Annotated in this window: 17 protein-coding genes and 1 tRNA gene; 4 read left to right on the forward strand and 14 right to left on the reverse strand. The window is 59.6% G+C overall.

The annotated features are described in order from the left end of the window. Positions 1-3: 3 nt before the first annotated feature. Genes JFT91_RS18715 through JFT91_RS18725 form a run of 3 tightly spaced genes read right to left on the reverse strand, consistent with a single transcriptional unit; the run spans position 4 to position 5,893 of the window. On the reverse strand, positions 4-1,923 hold the full coding sequence (locus JFT91_RS18715; protein WP_201233453.1) for a hybrid sensor histidine kinase/response regulator: 1,920 nt from the start codon (positions 1,921-1,923) through the stop codon (positions 4-6). A gap of 5 nt (positions 1,924-1,928) precedes the next feature. Beyond that, entirely contained in the window at positions 1,929-4,244 is a 2,316-nt protein-coding gene (locus JFT91_RS18720; protein ID WP_201233454.1) for an ATP-dependent DNA helicase, read from the reverse strand. Next, positions 4,241-5,893: a VRR-NUC domain-containing protein gene (locus JFT91_RS18725; protein WP_201233455.1), complete on the reverse strand. Its 1,653-nt coding sequence runs from the start codon at positions 5,891-5,893 to the stop codon at positions 4,241-4,243. Before JFT91_RS18725 ends, JFT91_RS18720 begins: the two co-directional genes overlap by 4 nt. A 192-nt stretch (positions 5,894-6,085) precedes the next feature. Between JFT91_RS18725 and JFT91_RS18730 the strand changes: the two genes are divergently transcribed. Then, a complete protein-coding gene (locus JFT91_RS18730; protein WP_008084086.1) occupies positions 6,086-6,310 on the forward strand; it encodes a YgdI/YgdR family lipoprotein in 225 nt (74 codons plus the stop codon). A gap of 54 nt (positions 6,311-6,364) precedes the next feature. Here the strand turns inward: JFT91_RS18730 and JFT91_RS18735 are convergent. The 7 genes from JFT91_RS18735 to fdnG all read right to left on the reverse strand — a co-directional run bounded on the left by JFT91_RS18735 (position 6,365) and on the right by fdnG (position 15,451). Next, positions 6,365-6,460, reverse strand: a tRNA-Sec gene (locus tag JFT91_RS18735). Between the two features lie 6 nt (positions 6,461-6,466). Continuing rightward, positions 6,467-8,383, reverse strand: coding sequence for a selenocysteine-specific translation elongation factor (selB, locus tag JFT91_RS18740; RefSeq protein ID WP_201234014.1), 1,917 nt, complete (start codon positions 8,381-8,383; stop codon positions 6,467-6,469). Then, entirely contained in the window at positions 8,380-9,783 is a 1,404-nt protein-coding gene (selA, locus tag JFT91_RS18745) for an L-seryl-tRNA(Sec) selenium transferase (RefSeq protein WP_201234015.1), read from the reverse strand. Before selA ends, selB begins: the two co-directional genes overlap by 4 nt. A gap of 60 nt (positions 9,784-9,843) precedes the next feature. After that, positions 9,844-10,770, reverse strand: a complete 927-nt coding sequence (fdhE, locus tag JFT91_RS18750; RefSeq protein WP_201233456.1) for a formate dehydrogenase accessory protein FdhE — start codon at positions 10,768-10,770, stop codon at positions 9,844-9,846. Positions 10,771-10,773: 3 nt separating this feature from the next. Then, entirely contained in the window at positions 10,774-11,439 is a 666-nt protein-coding gene (locus JFT91_RS18755; RefSeq protein ID WP_201233457.1) for a formate dehydrogenase subunit gamma, read from the reverse strand. Continuing rightward, complete coding sequence (fdxH, locus tag JFT91_RS18760; protein WP_201225705.1) at positions 11,436-12,371, reverse strand: formate dehydrogenase subunit beta; 936 nt, start codon at positions 12,369-12,371, stop codon at positions 11,436-11,438. Before fdxH ends, JFT91_RS18755 begins: the two co-directional genes overlap by 4 nt. Positions 12,372-12,385: 14 nt before the next feature. Then, on the reverse strand, positions 12,386-15,451 hold the full coding sequence (gene fdnG / locus JFT91_RS18765; RefSeq protein WP_201233458.1) for a formate dehydrogenase-N subunit alpha: 3,066 nt from the start codon (positions 15,449-15,451) through the stop codon (positions 12,386-12,388). Between the two features lie 301 nt (positions 15,452-15,752). Between fdnG and JFT91_RS18770 the strand changes: the two genes are divergently transcribed. After that, positions 15,753-16,907, forward strand: a complete 1,155-nt coding sequence (locus JFT91_RS18770; protein WP_201233459.1) for a MalY/PatB family protein — start codon at positions 15,753-15,755, stop codon at positions 16,905-16,907. Between the two features lie 146 nt (positions 16,908-17,053). Then, positions 17,054-17,833 (forward strand): TSUP family transporter, encoded by a 780-nt coding sequence (locus JFT91_RS18775; RefSeq protein ID WP_064390185.1) that lies wholly within the window; start codon positions 17,054-17,056, stop codon positions 17,831-17,833. Here the strand turns inward: JFT91_RS18775 and nudC are convergent. The 4 genes from nudC to JFT91_RS18795 form a co-directional block, all read right to left on the reverse strand. Continuing rightward, positions 17,801-18,631, reverse strand: a complete 831-nt coding sequence (gene nudC, locus JFT91_RS18780; protein WP_201233460.1) for an NAD(+) diphosphatase — start codon at positions 18,629-18,631, stop codon at positions 17,801-17,803. The genes JFT91_RS18775 and nudC overlap by 33 nt on opposite strands. A 6-nt stretch (positions 18,632-18,637) precedes the next feature. After that, a complete protein-coding gene (locus JFT91_RS18785) occupies positions 18,638-19,450 on the reverse strand; it encodes a crotonase/enoyl-CoA hydratase family protein (RefSeq protein ID WP_201233461.1) in 813 nt (270 codons plus the stop codon). A gap of 242 nt (positions 19,451-19,692) precedes the next feature. Then, positions 19,693-20,616, reverse strand: coding sequence for a magnesium transporter CorA family protein (locus JFT91_RS18790; RefSeq protein ID WP_201233462.1), 924 nt, complete (start codon positions 20,614-20,616; stop codon positions 19,693-19,695). Between the two features lie 7 nt (positions 20,617-20,623). Beyond that, positions 20,624-22,198 carry a RimK family ATP-grasp domain-containing protein gene (locus JFT91_RS18795; RefSeq protein ID WP_242489317.1) on the reverse strand — a complete coding sequence of 525 codons (1,575 nt, stop codon included), beginning with the start codon at positions 22,196-22,198 and terminating at the stop codon, positions 20,624-20,626. Positions 22,199-22,290: 92 nt separating this feature from the next. On the opposite strand from JFT91_RS18795, the gene JFT91_RS18800 reads away from it, so the two are divergent. Further along, complete coding sequence (locus tag JFT91_RS18800; protein WP_201233463.1) at positions 22,291-23,391, forward strand: GNAT family N-acetyltransferase/peptidase C39 family protein; 1,101 nt, start codon at positions 22,291-22,293, stop codon at positions 23,389-23,391. Positions 23,392-23,410: the final 19 nt, after the last annotated feature.

Consider the following 23,410-nt stretch of genomic DNA (forward strand, 5'->3'; position numbering starts at 1 on the left):
GTGTCATTTCATCGATTGGGCAATGATCTCCACCAGGTTCAGTTGAGTAAACGGTTTGGGCAGACGTGGCAGCTGTGCGGCAAAGCCCTCCAGGCGCTCGGCGTAACCGGTGGCAAGGATGATCGGCAGATCCGGTTTGAGCAAACGCACCGTATGAGCCAGTTGTGCGCCGCTCATCTGTGGCATCGCCATGTCGGTGATCATCAGGTCAATGACCTCGCCCTGATCAAGCAACGCCAACGCCTTGGCGCCCGACGTGGCATTGAGGACTCGATGGCCGAGGTCTTCGAGCAGCAGGCTGGTGCTGGTCAAGACCAGGGAATCATCGTCCACCACCAGCACGCTGAGCCGTGGCACCACCATCGGTTCGACAGGTGGGTACAACGGCCTGCTTTTCACACCTTCGCCGGCCACCGGAATCCACAATTCAGCCGTAGTGCCCGCGCCCTTCTCACTTTTGAGGATGAAACGGCCACCGAGCTGCTCGATGAACCCGTGCACCATCGACAACCCCAGACCTGTGCCTTTGCCCAGGCCTTTGGTGGTGAAAAAAGGATCTTTGGCCGACGACAGCGTAGCGGCATCCATGCCTTCGCCGGTATCGATCACACTCAGGCAAATGTAACGACCTGCCGCCAGTACCGAGTGGGCCTGTTCGAACACGACTTGCGGCTCCGCGCTGATGACCACACGGCCGCCGTCGGGCATGGCGTCACGGGCATTGGTCGCCAGGTTGAGCACGGCGAGCTCCAGCTGATTGGTGTCTGCCAGCACGGGTTCGAGGTTGCCGGGAAAGTCCGTTTCGATTTTGATCCCCGGCCCCAATGAGCTACGCAGCAAGCCGGTAATGCCTTGCACCAATTGCGCAATATTGACCGGCTCGGTTTTCAGCTCCTGTCGCCGGGCAAACGCCAGCATGCGCTGAGTCAGCGATACCCCGCGCAGCGCGCCTTGGGTGGCGTTTTCCAGCAGGCGGGTGATTTTCGGATCATCGCCCGTGCGTTTCTGCAGAATTTCCAGATTACCGAGGATCACCGTCAGCAAATTGTTGAAGTCATGGGCGATGCCGCCACTAAGTTGCCCGATCGCCTGCATCTTCTGCGCCTGGAACAGGGCTTCGCGGGTTTTTTCCAGAGCCTGCTGCGCCTGGTGAGCTTCGGTGACGTCGCGGGTGATTTTGGCGAAACCGAGCAATATCCCGGTTTCCCCACGAATGGCATCCACCACCACATGGGCGAGAAAACGTGTGCCGTCCTTGCGCATGCGCCAGCTCTTGTTTTCGAACCGGCCCTCGCGAGTGGCAGTCTCCAATGCTCGCTGAGGTTCGCCGAGCTCACGGTCTTCCGGGGTATAGAAAATCGAAAAATGCTGGCCGATGATTTCTTCCGGCAGATAGCCCTTGATGCGCTGAGCGCCCTGATTCCAGTTGCTGACGCGGCCCTCCGGGCTGAGCATGTAAATGGCGTAATCGGTAACGCCCTGCACCAGCAGGCGAAACTGCTGTTCGCTTTGCTTGAGAGTTTCTTCGGCCATCTTGCGATCAGTGAGATCACGGGTGATCTTGGCGAAACCGAGCAGTTTGCCGTGGGGATCGATGATCGGGTCGATCACCACATGGGACCAGAAGTTGGTGCCATCCTTGCGCACACTCCAGCCTTCGCCCTCGAAACGACCTTCGCGAATGGCGGTATCGAGGGCTTTTTGTGGCAGGCCGGCAGCGCGATCATCGGCGGTATAGAAACGTGAAAAATGCTCGCCGAGGATTTCGGCCTCTTCATACCCTTTGAACCGCTTGGCACCTGAGTTCCAACTGGTGATAACGCCATCCGGGTCGATCATGTAGATCGCATAGTCGACCACCGCATCGATCAACAGCCTGAAGCGCATCTCTTCTATGGCGGCGCTCTTGTTGTTTTTGCTCATCACTCTCACCAGCCGTTGTCATGAGCAGAAGTATGGGGCAATCCAGCCAATTGGGAAGCCGCTTCGTTGCTGATTGTCCACCAGCGGGGCAGCAGTTGTTTTATCCGGCTTTCGGCAAACCGGTCATCGATGAGCATCACCATGCCGCGATCTTCGCGGGTACGGATCACCCGCCCCGCCGCCTGCACGACTTTCTGTATGCCTGGATAAAGGTAGGTGTAGTCGTAACCCGCGCCGAAAATCGCCGCCATGCGCCGCTTCAACTGCTCGTTGACCGGGTTGAGCTGCGCCAGGCCAAGGGTGGCGATGAACGCGCCGATCAACCGTGCACCCGGCAGGTCGATGCCTTCACCGAATGCGCCACCGAGTACGGCGAAACCGACGCCTTGACTGTCAGCGGTGAACTGGTCAAGAAACGCCTGTCGCTGCTGTTCGGCCATGCCCCGCGATTGCTGCCACAGGGTGATGTGCGGATGTTGCTCGGCAAGCAATTGCGCGACTTGTTGCAGGTAATCGAAGCTGCTGAAGAACGCCAGATAGTTGCCCGGGCGCTCGCTGAACTGTTTGGCGATCAGCTCGACGATGGGCAGCAGCGACGCCTGACGATGGTTGAAGCGCGTCGAGATGCGGCTGACGATGTGCACCTGCAACTGCGCGGCGCTGAACGGCGATTCGACGTCGACCCAGACTGTGTCGGCCGGCGTGCCGAGCAGATCGGCGTAGTAGTTGCGCGGGCTCAACGTCGCGGAAAACAGCACGCTGCTGCGCGCCGCTTTCAGGCGTGGCCCGATGAACGCTGCCGGCACCACGTTGCGCAGGCACAACTGCGACAGTGGACGTTTGCGGTCGAGGTCACGCTTGCTGATGTCGAACAGGTAATGCTCGTCGAACAACTCGGCGACTCGGCCAAACTGCAACAAGTCGAAATAGAAGTTCTGCAACCCGCTATCAAGGCCCTGCGGGTGGTCGTTGAGGTAATCGCCGATGGCGGCACAACACAGGGATATCGCTTGCAGCAGTTTTTCCGGGGCCTTGTCGTATGCCTGATACGCCGCCAGTTGTGGCGCATGCAGCGCGTTCCACTCCCGATTAAGCCGTTGCAGAGACTTTTTCAGTGCTTCGGGCGCGGTTTTACGCACATTGCCGAGCGTGAATTGATCAAGGCTGGCGCTGTACATCTGCCGTCCGCGCTCGACCAGGTTATGCGCTTCATCCGCCAACACCGCGACTTTCCATTGGTTGAGCTGGGCCAGACCGAACAGCATCGCGCTGAAATCGAAGTAATAGTTGTAGTCGGCGACCACCACGTCCGCCCAGCGGGCCATTTCCTGACTCAGGTAATACGGACATACCGTGTGTTGGGCCGCGACCTCACGCATGGCCGCCTGATCAAGCAGATTGATTCGGCTCGCCGCTTCACGGGCGGCGGGCAAACGGTCGTAAAAACCCTGGGCCAACGGGCAGGATTCGCCGTGACAGGCTTTGTCCGGGTGCTCGCAGGCCTTGTCGCGGGCAACCATCTCCAATACCCGCAAGGGTAAAGTTGCAGATTGCTCGAACAGCACCTGGCTGGCATCGAGCGCAAGTTTGCGCCCCGGCGTCTTGGCGGTGAGAAAGAACACCTTGTCCAGTTGCTGCGGCGCCAGCGCCTTGAGCATCGGGAACAGCGTGCCAAGGGTTTTGCCGATCCCGGTCGGCGCCTGAGCCATCAGGCAACGTCCGGTGCTGATTGCCTTGAACACCGATTCCGCCAGATGCCGCTGACCGGGACGAAAGTCTGCATGGGGAAACGTCAGTTGTTGCGCGGCCAGATTGCGCGCCTCGCGATGGGCCATTTCCTGCTCGGCCCAGTACAGGAACAGCGCACATTGCTGTTCGAAAAACTGTTGCAAGGCCACCGCGCTGAACGCTTCGACTAGGCAGGTCTCCTTTTCGCTGACGATGTCGAAATACACCAGCGCCAGATTGATCTGCTGAAGATCGAGTTTGCGGCACATCAGCCAACCGTAGATTTTCGCCTGCGCCCAGTGCAGTTGCCGGTGATTGGCCGGTTGCTTGCTCAGATCGCCGCGGTAGGTTTTGACTTCTTCAAGGCAGTTCTGCGCCGGGTCGTAGCCATCCGCCCTGCCCTTGACTTGCAACTGCCGAAACGCGCCTTCGAGGGCCACTTCGCTTTGATAGTGGTCGCTGCGCCGTGAGGCCACCGTGCGGTGCCCGACGATGCCTTCGAGCGCGGTCGGTGATGGAGTGAAGCGCAGGTCGAGGTCGCCGGTCTTGGCGGTAAACTCGCACAGTGCCCGCACGGCAATGCTGTAGCTCAAGCGCTCTGCTCCGCCCATTGCACGTAACACACGGCCACTGGCATCTGGTGCTCATGGCAGAACTCGAGCCAGCGCAGTTGGTTGTCCTGCAAGCGATCGCCGGGGCCTTTGACTTCGATCATTCGATAGGTTTTGTGCTGCGGCCAGAACTGGATCAGGTCAGGCATGCCGGCGCGGTTGGCCTTGATGTCGAGCAGCAGGCGATTGAACCAGTGTTTGAGATGCTCGGCAGGCAGACAGGCCAGCGCCTGCTCCAGCAGTTGCTCGTTGAGTGCGCCCCAGAACACGAACGGCGATTGGAGGCCCCACTTGGCGACGAAACGTTCACGGATGGTGTCGGCATAGCGGCCGTCATCGAGTTCGTTGAGGCAAGCCTGAAACAGTTCGGCGCGGCGCTGCTGGAAGTCTTCATTGAGCAAGTCGACCGGGCCCCGCTGGAACGGGTGAAAGAACGCACCCGGCAGCGGCGCGAAGATGGCCGGCCAGCACAACAGACCGAACAACGAGTTGATCAGGCTGTTTTCGACGTAATGCACCGGGCCTTCGTCGTCGTGCAAATGCGCCTGCACGTAAAACTCCACGGACAGCGACGGATCGCTGCGCGGCAAGTGCAAATCCAGGCGCTCCACCGGTTTCGCGGTGAGGCGTTTGCGCGGCGGGCCACCGAGTTTGCGGCGCAATCGCGGCAGAATCCGTTGCAGGCCCTGCTGTTCGGCGGCGCTTTCCACGGCCTGCTCGGCCGATGTTCCCAGTTCCAGCGCCAGCGCATATTCGCCGCTGCGCTCCAGCACCCGAATCATGCGCAGGCGGGCGCCGGGGTAGGCGCAGTCGCGGTAAATCCTCAGGGCCAGGGCAAACTCGCCGATGCGCTCGCAATATTGCCCGATCTGGAACAACACCTTGCCGCGCCGACGTTGCAGCCATGGATTATCGAAGTGCAGTGCGCTGACCTGATCGGCAATGATTTCCAGCGGTTCGCCGGCCTCGAAGCGTAATTGGCAGTTGTGCAGGAACAGGCAGGCATCAACGTCTTCACGGCTGCGCAACCCCCGGGAATCGGCGCAGAACTCGACTTTTTCGTAAGTGAAGATGCCCAGATCAGCGAGGACGAACTCGGACCAGTCCTGGTACAGGTTGCCAAAGAACATCAGACGCAAGCGGTCGCACAGGTCCATGATGGTCAGGCTGAACAGACGCTCGGCAAGCAACGGCGCCCAGTCACGCAGGCTGCGCGGTTCGTTGAACTGCTCGGCCAACAGCGGCAACCAGCCATCCTTGCGGCCCTTGGGCTGTTCGATGAAAGCACCGAAAGCCTGGAGGATTTCGCCCTTGAGCAGCACATCGAACACTTCTGCCATGCTCAGCGCCGCGTGCTCATCGAGCCAGGTGTGTTGCAACAACGGTTGCGCGGCTTGGGCGATATCGCCGATCTCGGCATAACCGAGTTTGCTGGCGCGAAAATGCACGCCCTTGCGCATTACCATGCGCACCAGCAAAGCCTGCGAGGCACGGGGCAAGGCATTGAAGTCGCGGATGAACCGTTGCTCCGTTTCGCTCATCACATCGGCATAACGAAGCTCAAGCCAATCAAGCACTTGCCGGAAGTTGTTGAGGTAATAAAACGGATCGTCGAGGGGATTGGCAGTCACGGGAATTCAGGGCCATGGCAAGCGAGTACTGGTTATGCGTACAGATAACAGTTCTGCACTGCCCGGTGCAAACGGAAAAAGATCAATGGCATTTTTTAACCGGCACATCGAACTTTTTCCGGCGCAATGGCACCAACCGCGTTAGAACACCGACATTGTGCGGTATCAAATCATGAGGAGTCAGAGGTGGGTATGAAAATCAAAACGCTTGGCATTCCCTTGGCAGTAGCGGCCCTGCTGGTATTGGGCGGTTGCTCGACCCAGACCGTGGTGACCCTGCAGAACGGCACACAGTATTTGACCAAGGACATGCCGAAGACCAAAACCAAGGACGGCTTTTACGAGTTCGAAGATATTTCCGGGGCCAAGGTGAAAGTCCGCGCCGACGAAGTCGCCACCGTACGCAAAGAAGACTGACGGCTTACCCTCTGCGCAGGCACAGCCGAAGGTTGCGATGTTTTGCGCTTGATATGGCGGAAGGCAGCCGGAGTCGAACCTGCCCGGGAACGGATGCCGTCCCCAACCGGGTTTGAAGCCCGGCCGCGCCACCGGGCGCGATTGCCTTCCATTAACTCAGTGCGCGTCGGCGCTGGCCAACGCATTGTCGTAGCGGATTTGCCGTGACTCGCCCATGCGCCGGGTGAGGCCCAGGCGATCAAAGTATTCGAGGAACTGAATACAGCGTTTGCGTCCCAAGCCTAGCGCATCGCGGAAGGTTGTCACCTCGATCTGCGGATTTTCCCTGGCGAGTTTCAGCAGCACCTCGGCCATTCGGCGCAACTGCACGTCGCTCAAAAACAGGTCGCGCACCACTTGATGCATCAAGCCCAGCCGCGCCCGTTTTCGCAGCAGCAGGCGCACCACGGCGTCGTCCTGGCCGAGCACTTGGGCCGCGTCACGGACCCACGGCGGATCGAAACCAGCGTTTTCAAACAACGGTTGCAGCTGTTCCCAGAGGCTTTCGTCCTCGGCATTCAGGCGCACCTGATGATCCGGCAGGTGCAGCCACGGGCCACTGGCGGTGATCGCGCCGGCGTCGCGCAATTCATCGAGCAAGCTGACGAAGGTCGAACGTTCCAGCGGCAAAGCGCTGAAGCGCCTTAGACGATCACGGTCTGGCCCCATTTGATCGGGTTCCAGCTTATGAAAGCTCGCCAGTCGTTCCAGCAGTGTGAATTTCAACTGCCCCCAACGCTGCACGTTGAACAGCACAGGACCTTGGCGGGTGTCGATCAGGCGCACGTTTTCCGGCAGCGACCACGTTGAGCGCAGGCGATTGAATTGCCGTTCCAGCCGTTGCGGATCAAGACCGCCCGCGCTGTGATAAAGCATTGCCGGCAAGACCTGCTCGAAGCTTTCGCTGCGGGCCAAAGCCTTGAGTTGTGCCAGCCGTTCGGGGCTGCGGCGCTGTCGGGCCGGGGCAAACGGGTCGAGCACACGGCCGCCTCCGAGGGTGCGTTGAGCGCTGGAGTCGCGCAGGATCAGCCGATCGCCCTTCACCGCGTGAACCGGCGCGTTGATCAGTAGTTGCGCGAACATGCGCTCGCCGGGACTCAGGCGCGATCCTTCAAGCAATGCAACTCGAGCGATGACGTCTTGCGTGCCGAGGTGCAGGTGTACTGGGTGAAAGTGCTCGAAAGTGCGTTCACCCGGCAGCATCTGAAACTCGATGTCGATTCGCTGGGTGGGTGCCAGCAGCCACTCCGCCAGCAGCCATTGGCCGCGATGGATTTGCGTCAGCTCAAGGCGTTCGCCGCTCAGGTTCAGGGCAACCCTCTGTCCGGCGAAGGCCTGTTCGGCAGGTTGGTTCTGCGCATGCAAGCCGCGCACCCTGACCGATTTGCCGAAAGGCCCAAGCGCCAGTTTGTCACCCAGCGACACCGTGCCCGACAACGCGGTGCCCGTGACCACGATCCCGGCGCCGGCAACGCTGAACGCGCGGTCGATGGCCAGCCGAAAACCGCCTTCGCGGCTGCGCGCCTGCACGTTGCTTTGCGCGTGCAACAACGCCTTGCGCAGCTCATCGATGCCCTGCGCCGTGACGCTCGACACGGTTAGAATCGGCGCTTCGGCAAACGGCCCGCTCGCCAGCAAATCCAGGGTCTGGCGCTGAACTTCCGCCACCCTGCCCGCCTCGACCCGATCACACTTGGTAATCGCCACCAGCGCACGTGGAATGCCGAGTAATTCGACGATTGCCAGATGCTCACGGGTTTGCGGCATCACGCCGTCGTCCGCAGCGATCACCAGTAACACCAGATCGATGCCCTGCGCGCCGGCAAGCATGTTGTGGGTGAATTTCTCGTGGCCCGGCACATCGATAAACCCGGTCAACCCTTCGCCCGATTCAAGTTCGGCATAGAGATAACCGAGGTCGATGGTCATCCCGCGCTCGCGCTCCTGTGGGCGGCGGTCGCCGGTTTGACCGGTCAACGCTTGCAGCAGAGACGTCTTGCCGTGGTCGATGTGCCCCGCCGTGCCGACAATCACGGCTCGACCTGCAATTGCGGCAATTGCCCCAGCCACGCCGGCTCATCGTCGAGTTGGCGCAGATCCAGCCACAGCGCATCGTCATCAATGCGCCCAAGCACCGGGATCGGCAAGGCGCGCAACGCCGCTTCCAGATGCAACAGGCAACGCCCGCGCAAACGTTTCGACACTTGCGGACGCAGGCACAGCGCCGCACTCGGCAAGCGCGCCACCGGTTGGCTACCGCTGCCGATCATGCCCAGCGCCGGGATCGCGCTGACTGACCACGGCTCGCCCAAGGTCTGCACCAACAACGGTTGCAGGCGTTGCGCTTGAGCGAGAATGTCAGCCTGCGCACGGGTCAGCAGGCGCAGACTCGGCAAACGCTCGGCGAGTCGATCCGGATCCCGGTATAAACCGAGCACCGCCTCCAACGCGGCCAAGGTCAGTTTGTCGACCCGTAATGCGCGTTTCAGCGGGTTTTTCTTGATCTTCGCGATCAGCTCTTTGCGCCCCACGATCAACCCTGCCTGCGGGCCGCCGAGCAATTTGTCGCCGCTGAAGGTGACGATATCCGCGCCATCGAGCAACGCCTGACGCACCGTCGGTTCGGCCGGCAAACCCCAACGGGTCAGATCCAACAGACTGCCACTGCCCAGATCCTCCAGCAACGGCAAGCCATGCCGATGGGCCAACTCGGCCAGCTCGGCAGTCGGCACCCGCGCGGTAAATCCTTCAATGCTGTAATTGCTCGCATGCACACGCATGATCAAGCCGCTGCGTGGGCTGATCGCCGCTTCGTAATCGCGAGCATGCGTACGATTGGTCGTGCCGACTTCATGCAGACGCACGCCAGCGCGGGCCATGATGTCGGGGATGCGGAACGCGCCGCCGATCTCGATCAGCTCACCGCGCGAAATGATGCCTTCCTTGCGCGCGCCGAGGCTGTTGAGGGTCAACAGCACGGCAGCGGCATTGTTGTTGACCACGGTGACGGCTTCGGCGCCGGTCAATTCGCGAATCAGGCCTTCGATCAAGTCGTCACGGTCACCGCGCTTGCCGCTGGCCAGATCGAATTCCAGATTGAGCGGATAACGTGCGGCCATTCGCACCGCTTCGATGGCTTCTTCGGGCAGCAAGGCCCGACCAAGGTTGGTGTGCAGCACCGTGCCCGTCAGGTTGAACACCCGCCGCACATGGCTGCGCTGTTGCTGGGCAAGGCGCTCACCGACGCGGCCGGCGAGCACTTCGGCGCTGACTTCGACTGCGCACAACTGCCCGCTCAACACTCCGGGGCGCAGTTCATCAAGCAGTTGCCGCAGGCACGCCAACAACGCCTCACGTCCGTAACGCTCGGCCAACGGCAAACAGGCGGGATGACGCAATAAACCATCAATGGAAGGTAAACGCAGGGACATCAGCCACTCCTGGAGACAGATCACTGCGCACGGCAGTGAAAAACAGAAGTGTAGACGCTGCGGTCATTCGTCTCCCGGTGCGAGCAACAGATTCGGTGCCAGACGCTGGTAGCCGTCCTGGGCCAGACGCATGTCCAGCAGCAAACTGCCGAGATCCGCCGACAACGCCTCGGCTTCGGCATCGTTCTCCAGGTAAAGCAATTTCAGATAACTGTTGCAACTCGGACAGACTTCCGCGCGCAACGGTGCCTGATTGGCGGCGTGGCGGTCGTCCTCAAGGCTGAAATAATCGAGGCCTTTGCTCGACTCGCAGTACACGCACTTGACCCTCACCACGTGCCATTCGCAGGCGCACAGCGAGCACACCAGATACCGCAAACCGTTGTGTTTGCCGCGATGGCGAATGACCCCGGCCATGGCCGGTGAACCACAGGCCGGGCATTGGCTGAGGCTGTTGCCGGGTGTCAGTTGCAGGTTGGCCACGCTGAGCAGCCAATGGCTCCATGCCGCTTGCAAAGCCGCGCCGAGGAACGGCACCAATGCCGCCGGCACCATTGAATATTGGCCGCTGACCAGCGCCACAGCCCAAGCGCGCAGTTGCCCGTGACTGGCGCTGCGCAGAGTGGTGAGCGCATCCATCACGGCGGGTTGCGCGGGCGGCGTGTAGCGTTGCAGCAAGGCGTCCAGCCAGACTTGCCAATCATCTTCGCGGACCAGGGTATCGGCAGCGAACGGCGGCATGCCGTGCTGCTGGCACAGCTCAAGCCGTTGCTGATCGACGGTTTCTGTCGAGGGCGGATCGTCCAGCACTTGTTGTTGCGCTTGGCATAAACCGGCGATCAAGCGCAAATAGTCGGCCAACGGATGCCCTTCGGCCAATTGCTCGAGCCGTTGCGCGCGCAGGGTGAACAGGTTATGCGGTGGCAAGTGCAGAAACGGCGGCGAACTCGCCGCCGCTTCGATTTCTCCGGGTTCCAGAATGGTTGCCAAAGGTCAGCCCTTTTTAGTGATCGGTCGTTCCGGCGCATCCGGGTGATGTTCATCGCGGGTGATGTCGCGATACCACAGCTCATGGTGTTTTCTTGCCCAGGCGCGACTGACCCAGCCATGCATCATCGCGTCGACCGAGCCCTTGATCCACAGACCGGCATAGATGTGAATGATGATGCTCAGCACCAGAATAAACCCGGCCAATGCGTGCAAAAGCATCGCCCAGCGAATCACGGTGATGCCGAAAAACGCGCTGAAATAGGCGCGCCAGATCACCAGGCCGGTGAACAGCAAGCCGAGCATGCACAGCAGTAAAGTCCAGAACAGCAGCTTCTGCCCGGCGTTGTACTTGCCTACGGGTGGCACGCTTTCTTCGTCGTTGACCAGCACCCGATCAATGCGCCGCAGCCATTTCCAGTCGTTGTCGATGAAGAAGTTCGCGCGCCAGAAACGAAACACCAGACCGAGGAACAACACGAACATCGCCACGCCCATGAACGGGTGCAGAATCCGCGTCCACGGCCCGCCACCAAACAGGTTGCTCAGCCAGAACAGAGACGGGTGAAACAACGCCAGTCCCGAGAGCCCGGCCATGAAGAACAGGATCGCCACCAGCCAGTGATTGGTGCGCTGGTTGGCGGTGTAACGCAGGATTGTCTTGTTGCTCATGGCCGGTCCTCCCCGCGTGGATCGAAGGTGTGCACCGCCGGATCGACGACATGCACCGAGGTGTCGGGTGGCGTTGGATGTTCGTCCTCTTCGACGCGATTCGGGCCAATGCGCACGTAATGGAAGAACCCGGCGAGCACCGCCGCGCCCATGGCCAGCAGGCCCAGGGGTTTGCTGATGCCTTTCCACAGGCCCACCAATGGGCTGATGGCTGGATCCTGCGGCAGGTTGGCATAGATGGTTGGGGTGTCGGCGTGGTGCAACACGTACATCACGTGCGTGCCACCAACCCCTGCCGGGTCGTACAGACCGGCGTTTTCAAAACCACGACTTTTCAGGTCGACGATGCGTTCGGCGGCGTGTTCCTTCATGTCTTCCTTGGTGCCGAAGACGATGGCGCCGGTCGGGCAGGTTTTCACGCAGGCCGGTTCCAGCCCTACCGCCACCCGATCTGAACACAAGGTGCACTTGTAAGCCTTGTGATCCTTTTGCGAGATCCGTGGAATATTGAATGGGCAACCGGTGATGCAGTAACCGCAGCCGATGCAGTGATCCTGATCGAAATCGACGATGCCATTGGCGTGCTTGATGATCGCGCCGGGGCTCGGGCACGCGGCCAGGCAACCGGGCTCGGCGCAATGCATGCAGCCGTCCTTGCGGATCAGCCATTCGAGGTTGCCGGCATCGGTTTCATGCTCGGTAAAGCGCATCAGCGTCCAGGTTTCTGCGCTCAAGTCTTGCGGGTTATCGTAGGTGCCGTGGTTGTGGCCGACCTCGTCGCGCAGCTCGTTCCATTCCGAACACGCGACCTGGCAGGCCTTGCAGCCGATGCATTTGGTGGTGTCGATCAGCTTGGCGACTTCGTCCTGATTCCTCACCGACGGCGGCACAGTTGTAGTGGCCGAGCGGGCAATGATGTCTTGGCTGGCCATCTAAAGATTCTCCATTAGAGCTTCTCCACGTTGACCAGGAATGACTTGGATTCCGGGGTCTGAGTGTTGCCATCGCCGAGGAACGGCACCAGGGTGTTGGTCAGGTAACCGTGACGCGTCAGGCCGGTGAATCCCCAGTGCAGCGGAATACCGATCTGATGCACGACCTGGCCGTTGACCTGCAATGGCCGGATCCTTTTTGTCACCACGGCCACTGCTTCGATGAAGCCGCGCTTGCAACTGACGCGCACACGATCACCAGCGGCAATGCCCTTCTCTTTCGCCAGCACCTCACCGATTTCGACGAACTGTTCCGGTTGGGCAATCGCATTCAACTTGCAGTGCTTGCTCCAGAAGTGGAAATGCTCAGTCAACCGGTAACTGGTGCCGGCGTACGGGAAGTCCTTGGCCTCACCGAGGGTCTCCCAGACCGAATCGAAGATCCGCGCCGCCGGATTGCTGGTGGCTTTCTTGTTTTGCGGATGCAGCGGGTTGATGCCGATCGGCGTTTCGAACGGCTCGTAGTGCTCGGGGAATGGCCCTTCGTTCATCTTGTCGACGGCGAAGAACCGCGCCACGCCTTCGGGGTTCATGATGAACGGATTCATCCCGGCCTCGGGTGGCACGTCGGCCTTGAAGTCTGGCACGTCGGTGCCGCCCCAGGCTTTGCCGTTCCACCACACCAAGCGTTTTTTCGGGTCCCACGGTTTGCCGGAGACATCTGCCGAAGCGCGGTTGTAGAGAATCCGCCGGTTGGCCGGCCAGGCCCACGCCCAGCCCAGATGTTGATGCATGCCGTATGGATCGGCGTTGTCGCGCCGCGCCATCTGGTTGCCAGCCTCGGTCCAGCTGCCGGCGAAAATCCAGCAACCGGACGCCGTGCTGCCGTCGTCCTTGAGCAAGCCGAACCCGGCCAGTTGCGATCCGGCCTTGATCGCTGCGCCAGTGGCGTCGGTAAAGTCTGCCAAGGCGCTGCCGTTGATCTCTTTGGCCAGTTCCTCCGGCGAAGGCTCGTCGGTGATTTTGTACGGCCACGACAGCTTCAGCAGCGGATCGGGGAATTTGCCACCTTCAGCCTGGTAACGCTTGCGCAGGCGCAGGAACAGTTCGCTCATGATGCGAATGTCGGTCTGCGCTTCACCGGGGCCATCGGCGCCTTTCCAGTGCCATTGCAGCCAGCGGCTGCTGTTGACCAGCGAGCCGTCCTCTTCGGCAAAACAAGTGGTGGGCAGACGAATGACTTCGGTCTGGATCTCTTCGCTCTTCACATCGTTGTAAGGCCCGACGTTGTGCCAGAACTCCGAGGTTTCGGTGGCCAGCGGATCCATCACCACCAGCCATTTCAATTTGGCCAGCGCGCCCATCACGCGATTTTTGTCCGGCAACGCGGCAATCGGGTTGAAGCCTTGGCATATGTAACCGTTGACCTTGCCCTGGCTCATCAGGTCGAACATCTTCAGGACGTCGTAGTTGGGGATGTCGAGTTTCGGCAGGTAGTCGTAGACCCAATTGTTCTCGACGGTGGCGTTCGCGCCGTACCAGGACTTCATCAGGCTGACGTGGAATTTGCTGTAGTTCTGCCAGTAGGACAACTGCCCCGGCCGCAGCGGCATTTGCGTGCGTTTTTTGATGAAGGCGTTGTAGTCCTGCTCGGCATCGCCGGCCAGCGTCAGGTAACCCGGCAATGAGTTGGAGAGCAAACCCAGGTCGGTCAGGCCTTGAATGTTCGAGTGCCCGCGCAAGGCATTGACGCCGCCGCCCGGCATGCCGACGTTGCCCAGCAGCAATTGCACCATCGCCGCGCTGCGAATGATCTGCGCGCCAATGGAATGCTGGGTCCAGCCGAGGGCATAGAGAATCGTCATGGTCTTGCCCGGTATCGAGCAGGTGGCGATTTCGTCCCAGATTTTCTGCATGGCGTCGACCGGCATCCCGCAAATCTGGCTGGCGAGGTCGATGTTGTAGCGGCTGTAATGCTGCTTCATCAATTGATAGACGCAGCGCGGGTCTTGCAGCGTCGGGTCGACTTTGGCAAAGCCGTCCTCGCCCAGCTCGTAACCCCAGCCGGACTTGTCGGTGTAGCTGCGCTTGGCCACGTCGTAGCCGCTGAAGATGCCGTCTTCGAAGCCATAACCTTCTTTGACGATGAACGACACGTCGGTGTAGTTGCGCACGTATTCGTGCTGGATCTTGTCCTCGGTCAGCAGGTAATTGATCAAGCCGCCCATAAAGGCGATGTCGGTGCCGGTGCGGATCGGCGCGTAATAGTCGGCCACGGATGCGGTCCGGGTAAAACGCGGATCAACCACGATCAGCCGCGCAGCGTTGTGCGCTTTGGCTTCGGTCACCCATTTGAAGCCGCACGGATGCGCTTCTGCAGCGTTACCACCCATCACCAGGATCAGATTCGCGTTAGCGATATCGGTCCAGGTATTGGTCATGGCACCACGGCCGTACGTCGGGGCAAGACTTGCCACCGTCGGGCCGTGTCAGACACGCGCCTGGTTATCGAACCCCAGCATGCCGAGGCTGCGAATCACCTTCTGAGTGATGTAACCGGCTTCGTTGGACGCTGCCGACGCTGCGAGGAATCCGGTGGTCAGCCAGCGGTTCACCGTTTGCCCGTTGGCATTTTTCTCGATGAAGTTGGCGTCGCGGTCGGCTTTCATCAGGTCGGCGACACGATCAAGCGCCTGGTCCCAACTGATTCGCGTCCATTCACTGCTGCCGGGCTTGCGCGTCTGCGGGTAGAGCAAGCGGCCCGGGCTGTGAATGAAGTCCAGCAGGCCTGCGCCCTTCGGACAGAGGGTGCCGCGATTGACCGGGTGGTCGGCGTCGCCCTCGATGTGAATGATGCTTTGCGCTACGTTCTTCGCTCCATCGCCCTGGCTGTACATGATCAAGCCGCAACCGACCGAGCAATACGGGCAGGTGTTGCGGGTTTCATGGGTGTGGGCGAGCTTGAAGTGGCGCACCTGCTCGGCGAAGGCCAGCGTCGGGGCCATGCCCAACGCGCCCAGGCTCGAGCCTGCAAGGCCGATACCGGCGACCTTGAAGAACTGACGACGGCTAAGATCCATCGTGCACTCCTGATCAGGTGAAACCCGGTACTTGTGCCGGGTTTTATCGGGACAATCACGGTTGCGGCAAACCTCTGCCGACCTTTTCACTGTAGACAAAGACCATACGATCTGTGTGAAAACCGACCGTCGGCCGTTTGTCGGGCAACACACAAATCTGTGTAGGAGCTGCCGAAGGCTGCGATCTTTTGATCTTGCTCTTTGAAAACAAAATCAAAAGATCGCAGCCTTCGGCAGCTCCTACAGGGGTTCAAGGTTTATCATGTTCGGCAGAATTAACCCCGCCTTCACGAGACCGCGCATGACTTTCGATTTTGATCAGGTATTCGACCGCCACAACACGGGCAGCACCAAATGGAGCCGCTACTCGGCCGAAGTGTTGCCGATGTGGGTCGCTGATATGGATTTCGCCGCGCCACCGGTGGTGATCGAGGCGCTGCAACAGCGTCTGCTGCACCCGCTGGTCGGTTACAGCGTGGCGCCGGACAGCCTGCGTGAAGCCATCGTCGCCGACCTCTGGAACAAGTTTGCCTGGAAGGTCAAACCGCAAGAGCTGATCTTCCTGCCAGGCGTTGAATCGGGCTTCAACATGGCTTTGAAAGCGCTGGTGCAACCGCAACAGAACGTCGTGGTGCAGGTGCCGAATTACCCGCCGCTACGTCACGCGCCGGGCCATTGGGGCCTGAACAAGGTCGAGCTGGAATTCGTCGCGCAGGCTGACGGCACTTACCTGACGCCGCTGGACGTGTTGCGTGACTCGCTGAACGGTGGTGGCGCGCTGCTCCTGAGCAACCCGCACAACCCGCTCGGCAAAGTCTTCGATCGTGAAGAGTTGCAAGCGGTGGCGGACATTTGCGTCGCACAGGATGCGTGGATCATCTCCGACGAAATCCACGCCGAGTTATGCTTCGACGGCCGCGTGCATGTTCCGACCGCCTCCCTGAGCCCGGCAATCGCCCAACGCACCATCACCCTGATGTCGGCGAGCAAGGCGTACAACATTGCCGGCCTGAAAACATCGTTCATGATCATCCAGGACGCCGCCTTGCGTGAACGCGTCAACCACGCCCGTTGCGGCATGGTCGACAGCGTCAATCCGCTGGGCATGGAAGCCACCCGTGTGGCCTACAGCGAAGGCGCGCCGTGGCTGACCGAGCTGAAAACCTACCTGCAAGCCAACCGCGACTGGCTGGTGGACGCCGTGCGCAGTCGCTTGCCGGGCGTGTCTATCAATGTGCCGCAAGGGACTTATCTGGCGTGGCTCGATTGCTCGGCGCTGGATCTGGACAATCCGCAGCAGTTCTTCCTTGAACAGGCCAAAGTCGGTTTGAGCGCCGGCCTGGATTTCGGCGATCAGCACCAGCAATTCGTGCGCCTGAACTTCGGCTGCCCGCGTTCGCTGCTCGAAGAAGGCATTGCGCGGATGGAACGTGCACTGGTCAGTCGCCCTGCCTGAGACAACCAGATAGCGGTTGGGAGGGCTGGCCTCTTCGCGGGCTTGCTCGCGAAGGCGTCAGTCGACTCGCCGCAACAGCAGGAAATGAGTAACATGACCGCCCTCCCCGCAGCGATCACCTGCGCCTTGCCGAATAAGCCGATTCCATGCCTTTCGAACTCAGCGTTGACCTCACCACCCTGGCCATTCTGGCTATTGTCGCTTTCATTGCCGGTTTCATCGATGCCATCGCTGGCGGTGGCGGTCTGTTGACCACGCCTGCATTGCTGACGGCCGGCCTGCCGCCACATCTGGTGCTGGGCACCAACAAACTCAGTTCGACCTTCGGCTCGGCCACCGCCAGTTTCACCTTCTACCGGCGCAAGCTGTTCCATCCACGGCAATGGGTGCACGCGATTGTCGGGACCCTGGTCGGTGCACTGACGGGCGCCATCGTCGCCCATTACCTGCCAGCCGAATGGCTGAACAAGATGCTCCCGGTGATCGTCTTCGCCTGCGGTCTGTACCTGTTGTTCGGCGGTACGCCAAAAGCGCCGCTGGACAGCGACGCTCCGATCAAAAAGAAATGGCAATCGACCCAAGGCTTCAGCCTCGGTTTCTACGATGGCGTGGCCGGGCCGGGCACCGGCGCGTTCTGGACGGTGAGCAGTTTGTTGCTCTACCCGATCGATCTGGTCAAGGCCAGCGGCGTCGCGCGCAGCATGAACTTCGTCAGCAACATTGCGGCGCTGTCGGTGTTCGTGTTTTCCGGGCAAGTGGACTGGATCATCGGCCTGAGTATGGGCCTGTCGGTGATGGTCGGCGCTTTCTTTGGCGCGCGCACCGCGATCAGCGGTGGCGCCAAGTTCATTCGCCCGGTGTTCATCACCGTGGTGCTGGGTTTGACCGTGCGCCTAGCCTGGCAGCACTGGTTCAGCGTGGCCTAAGCGCCGCGCCACGTAGACATCGATCAGGTAACGGGCAATCGACTTTGACGCCGGCAACGGCGGCAATTGGTGCACGTTGAACCACTGGGCGTCTTCGATCTCGTCTTCCTGACAGATGATTTCGCCGCCAGCATATTCGGCATGGAAGCCGAGCATCATCGAGTGCGGGAACGGCCAGCACTGGCTGCCCAGGTACTGGATATTCTTCACCTCGATGCTGACTTCCTCGCGCACCTCGCGAATCAGGCAATCCTCCGCCGACTCGCCCGGCTCGGCAAAACCGGCCAGCGTACTGTAGACCCCGGTGACGAAACGCGGTGAGCGCGCCAACAGGATCTCGTCGCCACGGGTGATAAGCACGATCATGCTCGGCGAAATCCGCGGATAGCTGCGCATATCACACGGCTGACAATACATCGCGCGCTCACGCGGCACCTGCGTCATCGCTTGCCCGCAATTACCGCAGAAACGGTGTTCGCGGGCCCAGGTGCCGATCTGTGCGGCGTACCCCAAGACTTTGTAAAGGGTGTGATCGCCGTCGAGCATGAACGCCCGCAGACCTTTCCAGTTACAACCCGACACCTCACTGACGCTGCGCAATTCCAGCAGGTATACCGGCTCGCCATCGAGATGGCCGATGCCGTGCTCGGCGAGGATCGACAAGTCCTGACGTTTAAGCCATTCCCGTGGGAACAGCGCGCCGTTGTCATCGAACAGAAAGCCTTCGGGGCTACGCGCCACGGCCCAGCCGCCGGGTTGATCAGTGTCCAGTACTGCAGTGGTCCAGCGAGATGTCATGGTTTCTCAATCCAGAAATTCAGGTTTCTGTTTGCTCATATGGGCGGCCATGGCCACGCGCAAATCGGTGGATTGCAACATGGCGGCGTTCCAGGTGGCAACGTATTCGAGACCGTCGTCGATGCGATGGTCGCGCATGTAGCTGATCATTTCCTTGGTACCGGTGACCGCGATCGGCGATTTCGAGGCGATGTCGCGGGCAATGTCGATCACGCCTTCCAGCAGCGCTTCTTTATCGCTGTAAACGCGATTGACCAAGCCGATGCTGCGAGCCTCTTCGGCACCGAAGGTGCGACCGGTGTAAGCCAGTTCACGCAGCATGCCGTCTCCGATGATTCGCGGCAACCGTTGCAAAGTGCCAACATCGGCGGCCATGCCGATATCGATTTCCTTGATCGAGAATTGTGCGTCTTCGGCCGCGTAACGCATGTCGCAGGCGGCGATCAGATCGATTGCACCACCGAGGCAATAGCCCTGAACGGCCGCAAGCACCGGTTTACGGCAGTTGTCGACGGCATTGAAAGACGCTTGCAAGGTGAGGATCTTGCGGCGCAGCAGTCGCGCATTGCGGCCGACATCCTTGCCCAGTTCATTGGCGACGCCAGCGAGCATCATCAGATCGATGCCCGAGGAAAAATGTTTACCGTTGCCGCTGAGCACCACTACGCGAACTTCATCGGTGTCGTCGATCCACTGGAAAATCTCGACGATCTCGCTCCAGAACGCCGCGTTCATCGAATTGATTTTTTCCGGGCGATTGATCTGCACATGGGCGATGTTATCGGCCAGTTCGACGCTGAAGGCGGAGTATTGAGTCATGGCAGTGATCCTTTACCGGGCTGAAAATGAGGCCCGAACTATACCAAGGCACCACGATGGCGGTTCGGCCAAATGCGGGACTATCACACTCCCCCCGTAGGAGCTGCCGCAGGCTGCGTCCTTTGATTGTGATTTTTTAAAGATCAGATCAAAAGATCGCCGCCTGCGGCAGCTCCTACGGGGATTGGTGAGCTCTGGAGATGCGAGCCTGCTCGCGACGGCGCCAGATCAGGCAACACCCATCACCTGGCCAACCGCCTGAGCCCAAACAACATCCCCCCTGCCCCTAACAACATCACCGCCAGGAACACCGGATACGAGACCCACCAAGGCGTCCCGGCGGTCATCATGCTGAACTCCGACATCCCACCAATGCTCGCAATCAGGTTCAGCGGCAAAAACACCACGTTGATCAACGTCAGTTTGCGCAGCAAATTGTTCATGCTGTTGTTCATCAGATTGCCACGCGCGTCGATCAGCCCGGAAAACACCGTGGAATAGATCTCCGCCTGCTTGTAGCACTGGTTGTTTTCGATGATCAGGTCATCGATCAAACCGATCGCTTCGCTGCTGAAATGCTGTTTTTCGGCATGATTGCGCAGCCGTGTCAGCACCGCACCGTTGCTGTGCAGGGCATTGATGTAATAGATCAGGCTCTCGCTGAGGTTGAACATCTGCACCAGGTGCTGGTTCTGCATCGAGGCGTTGAATTTCTGCTGCAACTCGCGGGCAACCAGTTTGATGACCTTAAGATGCCCGAGATAGTGATGGATATTGTTGAACAGCAGATCCAGCAGCACATCCAGCGGTGTGTTCAATGGCTGACGGGTACCGAGACCGTGCAGCGGCGTGTCGTCGGTGGCGATCACCAGCAGTTGTCCCGGCGCGAACAGCAGACCGCAGGACGACACCTCGAACGCCAGACTGCCGCCACCGGAATAGTTTTCCGGGCGTTTCCAGATCAGGAACAGATGATCCGGGTGAAACTCGATCCGCGACACCTCGTCCGGGTCCAGCGCCGAGGCCAAGGCATGTTCATCGACTTTGAAATGACTGTGCAGTAAATCGCGCTCGGCGGCGTCGGGGTTGCTGAACAGCATCACCTCGGCATCCAGCCGTTCAACCCGCTGCAAGGCGCCGTGGCTCAGGGCAAAACTGCTGATCATCGGCGTGTCACCAGGCCTGGCCGCGACGTTTCAGCTCTAGCCGTCGCACAAACTCTTCCAGCACCAGTGAATACAGATCGTCCTGCAAGTAGGCGTCTTCGATGCCGGCGTCAAGATTGGGGTTGTCGTTCACCTCGATCACCACCACTTTGTCGCCCGCCTGCTTCAGGTCAACCCCGTAGAGGCCGTCGCCGATCAGGTTGGCTGTCTTCACCGCCAATTCCACTACGGCGCGTGGTGCTTCGTGGATCGCCAGCGTCCGGCATTCGCCGTTGACGTCCTGGCCCTTGGCTTTGTGGTTGTAGATCTGCCAGTGGCCTTTGGACATGAAGTACTGGCAAGCGAAGATCGGTTTGCGGTTGAGCACGCCGATGCGCCAGTCGTACTCGGTGTAGAAAAATTCCTGAGCCAACAACAACACAGAGTGTTCGAACAGTTCGGCGGTCGCTTCGAGCAACGCTTGCTGGCTTTCGACCTTGATGACACCGCGAGAGAAACAACCGTCGGGAATCTTCAGTACCAAGGGAAAACCGAGGCGCTCGCCGACACGTTCAAAGTCTTCGGGTCGTTCCTTGTAAAGGATTTCCGTGGCGGGCATGCCCAACTGATGACTGTTGAGCAGATCGGTCAGATAGACCTTGTTGGTGCAGCGCAAAATCGACGCCGGATCATCCATCACCACCAGTCCTTCGCTTTCGGCTTTCTTGGCGAAGCGATAGGTATGGTTGTCGACGCTGGTGGTTTCGCGGATCAGCAGGCCGTCATACTCGGCAAGTCGTGCGTAGTCCTTGCGTTCGATCAACTCGACATCGATGCCCATGGTCTTGCCGACCCGCACGAAATTTTCCAATGCCTTGCTATTCGACGGCGGCAAAGCCTCTTGTGGATCGTGCAAGATCGCCAGATCGTATCGAGCCACTTGTGGTGAGCGCGGCGTGCGCCAGACTTTACGGCTGAAACCGTCCAGTGCGTTGGCAAACTGATCCTCCTGGTCGTCACGCAACTTGTGCAAGGCGCCGGACTTTATCCCTTCTATGTGCCAACCGTTAGTTCGACGAAACTCAACTAACAGAATCGGACAGGGAAATACTTCAAACAATTGACGCGCCAGATCCTGCAGCGGTTCGATGTGCGTACGACCGAAATAAAGTGTCAGGGTAAAACCTTCGGTATCGCTGTAAAGATGATGACTAAGTGCTTTTTCGAGGGTTTTATCGAGGTCATCCAGCGCCAGACCGTACAGTGATTTCTTAGTCAGTTCACTGATCGTGCGCACGGACGGAATCACCTTGTGCCCGCGGGCTTCGGCCAGCAGCGAGCAGTAATAACCGTGCCCCAGATACTTGTAGCTACGACACAGATTGATCACCTGGACACGCTTGCCCGTCTCGCTTTCACGGGTTTGTTCCAGGTATTCCTGAGCGGTGATGATGTCTTCACTGGGAAAATAAGATGCCCAATCTTCCTTGCGCTCGACAATGATCAGCACTCGACTCGAGGCTCTGATCGCTGAATTTAAATAAGTTGCCGCCGGCAAACTTTGCTCGGATACTTCGCGCCAATGACCCTGTACCGCTGACATAGAGATTGATCCGTTGGAGAACAAGACCTTTTCTATTAAGCACGAAGTTTTACGAAAGTCCCGTTTCGTTACGCAACTTTTACGGTGGTCATATGAGTGCTGTTTTTCGTCTGGCGGTAGTTGAAGATTTGCCGGCGCTGCTGGCATTGGAAAGGCAATGTTTCACCACGGATCGGCTGACCAGCCGCAGCTTCCAGTGGATGATCACCCGCGCGCACGGCCAGTTGTTGGTGGTCGAGCGCGCAGGCCAACTGCTTGGCTACGCCCTGGTGTTGTTTCATCGTGGCACATCGCTGGCGCGCCTGTACTCCATCGCTATTGCCAGTGAGGCTCGCGGCACGGGTCTCGGCATGCAATTGCTGCAACGGATCGAGGCCTGTGCGCTGGAACATGATTGTGCGTATCTGCGCCTGGAAGTCCGCACCGACAATCCCACTGCCATTGCGCTGTACGAGCGTAACGGTTACCGGCGTTTTGCTCTGATTCACGATTACTACGAAGACCATGCCGACGCCTTGCGCCTGGAGAAACGCATTCTCCAGCACCGTGACTCGCGCAGCGTCAAGGTGCCTTATTACGCGCAAACCACTGATTTCACCTGCGGCCCGGCGTGTTTGTTGATGGCCATGGGCGCGTTGCAATCAAAGCGTTTACTGGAGCGCCGGGAAGAATTGCAGCTTTGGCGCGAGGCAACGACCGTGTTCATGACCTCGGGCCATGGCGGATGCAGTCCGCAAGGCCTGGCATTGGCGGCGTGGCGCAGAGGTTTTAGCGTCCGTTTGGAGCTGAGCCTGGAGGGGCCGCTGTTCCTTGAAGGTGTACGCGATACGCATAAAAAAGACGTCATGCGTTTAGTGCATGAAGAGTTCACTGCGCAACTCGCAGAGACCGATGTGGAATGTGTAATCGGCGCATCAGTGGATTTGCCACGATTGCTCGACGCCGGTGGCCAGCCTTTGGTGCTGATCAGCAGCTATCGCCTGACCCGCTCAAAATCACCGCACTGGGTTGTGGTGACCGATTGCGATGAGGACTTCGTCTACCTTCATGATCCCGATGTTGACCACAGCCAACACCGACAGCCGATGGACTGCCAGCACGTACCCGTCAGTCATGGCGAGTTTGAAAAAATGTGCCGGTTTGGGCGTGGGAAGCTGAGAGCTGCGGTGGTTTTGTACGCCCGCAATGAGTAAGTCAGGCATTCGTGCTTTT

It is taken from the genome of Pseudomonas sp. TH08 (assembly GCF_016651275.1).
Lineage (GTDB): Bacteria > Pseudomonadota > Gammaproteobacteria > Pseudomonadales > Pseudomonadaceae > Aquipseudomonas.

What these genes read in the sequence shown, in the direction of transcription:
- JFT91_RS18800 (WP_201233463.1), top strand. Translation starts at nt 22,291, where the DNA reads ATGAGTGCTGTTTTTCGTCTGGCGGTAGTTGAAGATTTGCCGGCGCTG.
- JFT91_RS18730 (WP_008084086.1), top strand. Translation starts at nt 6,086, where the DNA reads ATGAAAATCAAAACGCTTGGCATTCCCTTGGCAGTAGCGGCCCTGCTG.
- JFT91_RS18785 (WP_201233461.1), bottom strand. Translation starts at nt 19,450, where the DNA reads ATGACTCAATACTCCGCCTTCAGCGTCGAACTGGCCGATAACATCGCC.
- fdxH (WP_201225705.1), bottom strand. Translation starts at nt 12,371, where the DNA reads ATGGCCAGCCAAGACATCATTGCCCGCTCGGCCACTACAACTGTGCCG.
- JFT91_RS18755 (WP_201233457.1), bottom strand. Translation starts at nt 11,439, where the DNA reads ATGAGCAACAAGACAATCCTGCGTTACACCGCCAACCAGCGCACCAAT.
- JFT91_RS18775 (WP_064390185.1), top strand. Translation starts at nt 17,054, where the DNA reads ATGCCTTTCGAACTCAGCGTTGACCTCACCACCCTGGCCATTCTGGCT.
- JFT91_RS18715 (WP_201233453.1), bottom strand. Translation starts at nt 1,923, where the DNA reads ATGAGCAAAAACAACAAGAGCGCCGCCATAGAAGAGATGCGCTTCAGG.
- JFT91_RS18770 (WP_201233459.1), top strand. Translation starts at nt 15,753, where the DNA reads ATGACTTTCGATTTTGATCAGGTATTCGACCGCCACAACACGGGCAGC.
- JFT91_RS18795 (WP_242489317.1), bottom strand. Translation starts at nt 22,198, where the DNA reads ATGTCAGCGGTACAGGGTCATTGGCGCGAAGTATCCGAGCAAAGTTTG.
- JFT91_RS18790 (WP_201233462.1), bottom strand. Translation starts at nt 20,616, where the DNA reads ATGATCAGCAGTTTTGCCCTGAGCCACGGCGCCTTGCAGCGGGTTGAA.
- nudC (WP_201233460.1), bottom strand. Translation starts at nt 18,631, where the DNA reads ATGACATCTCGCTGGACCACTGCAGTACTGGACACTGATCAACCCGGC.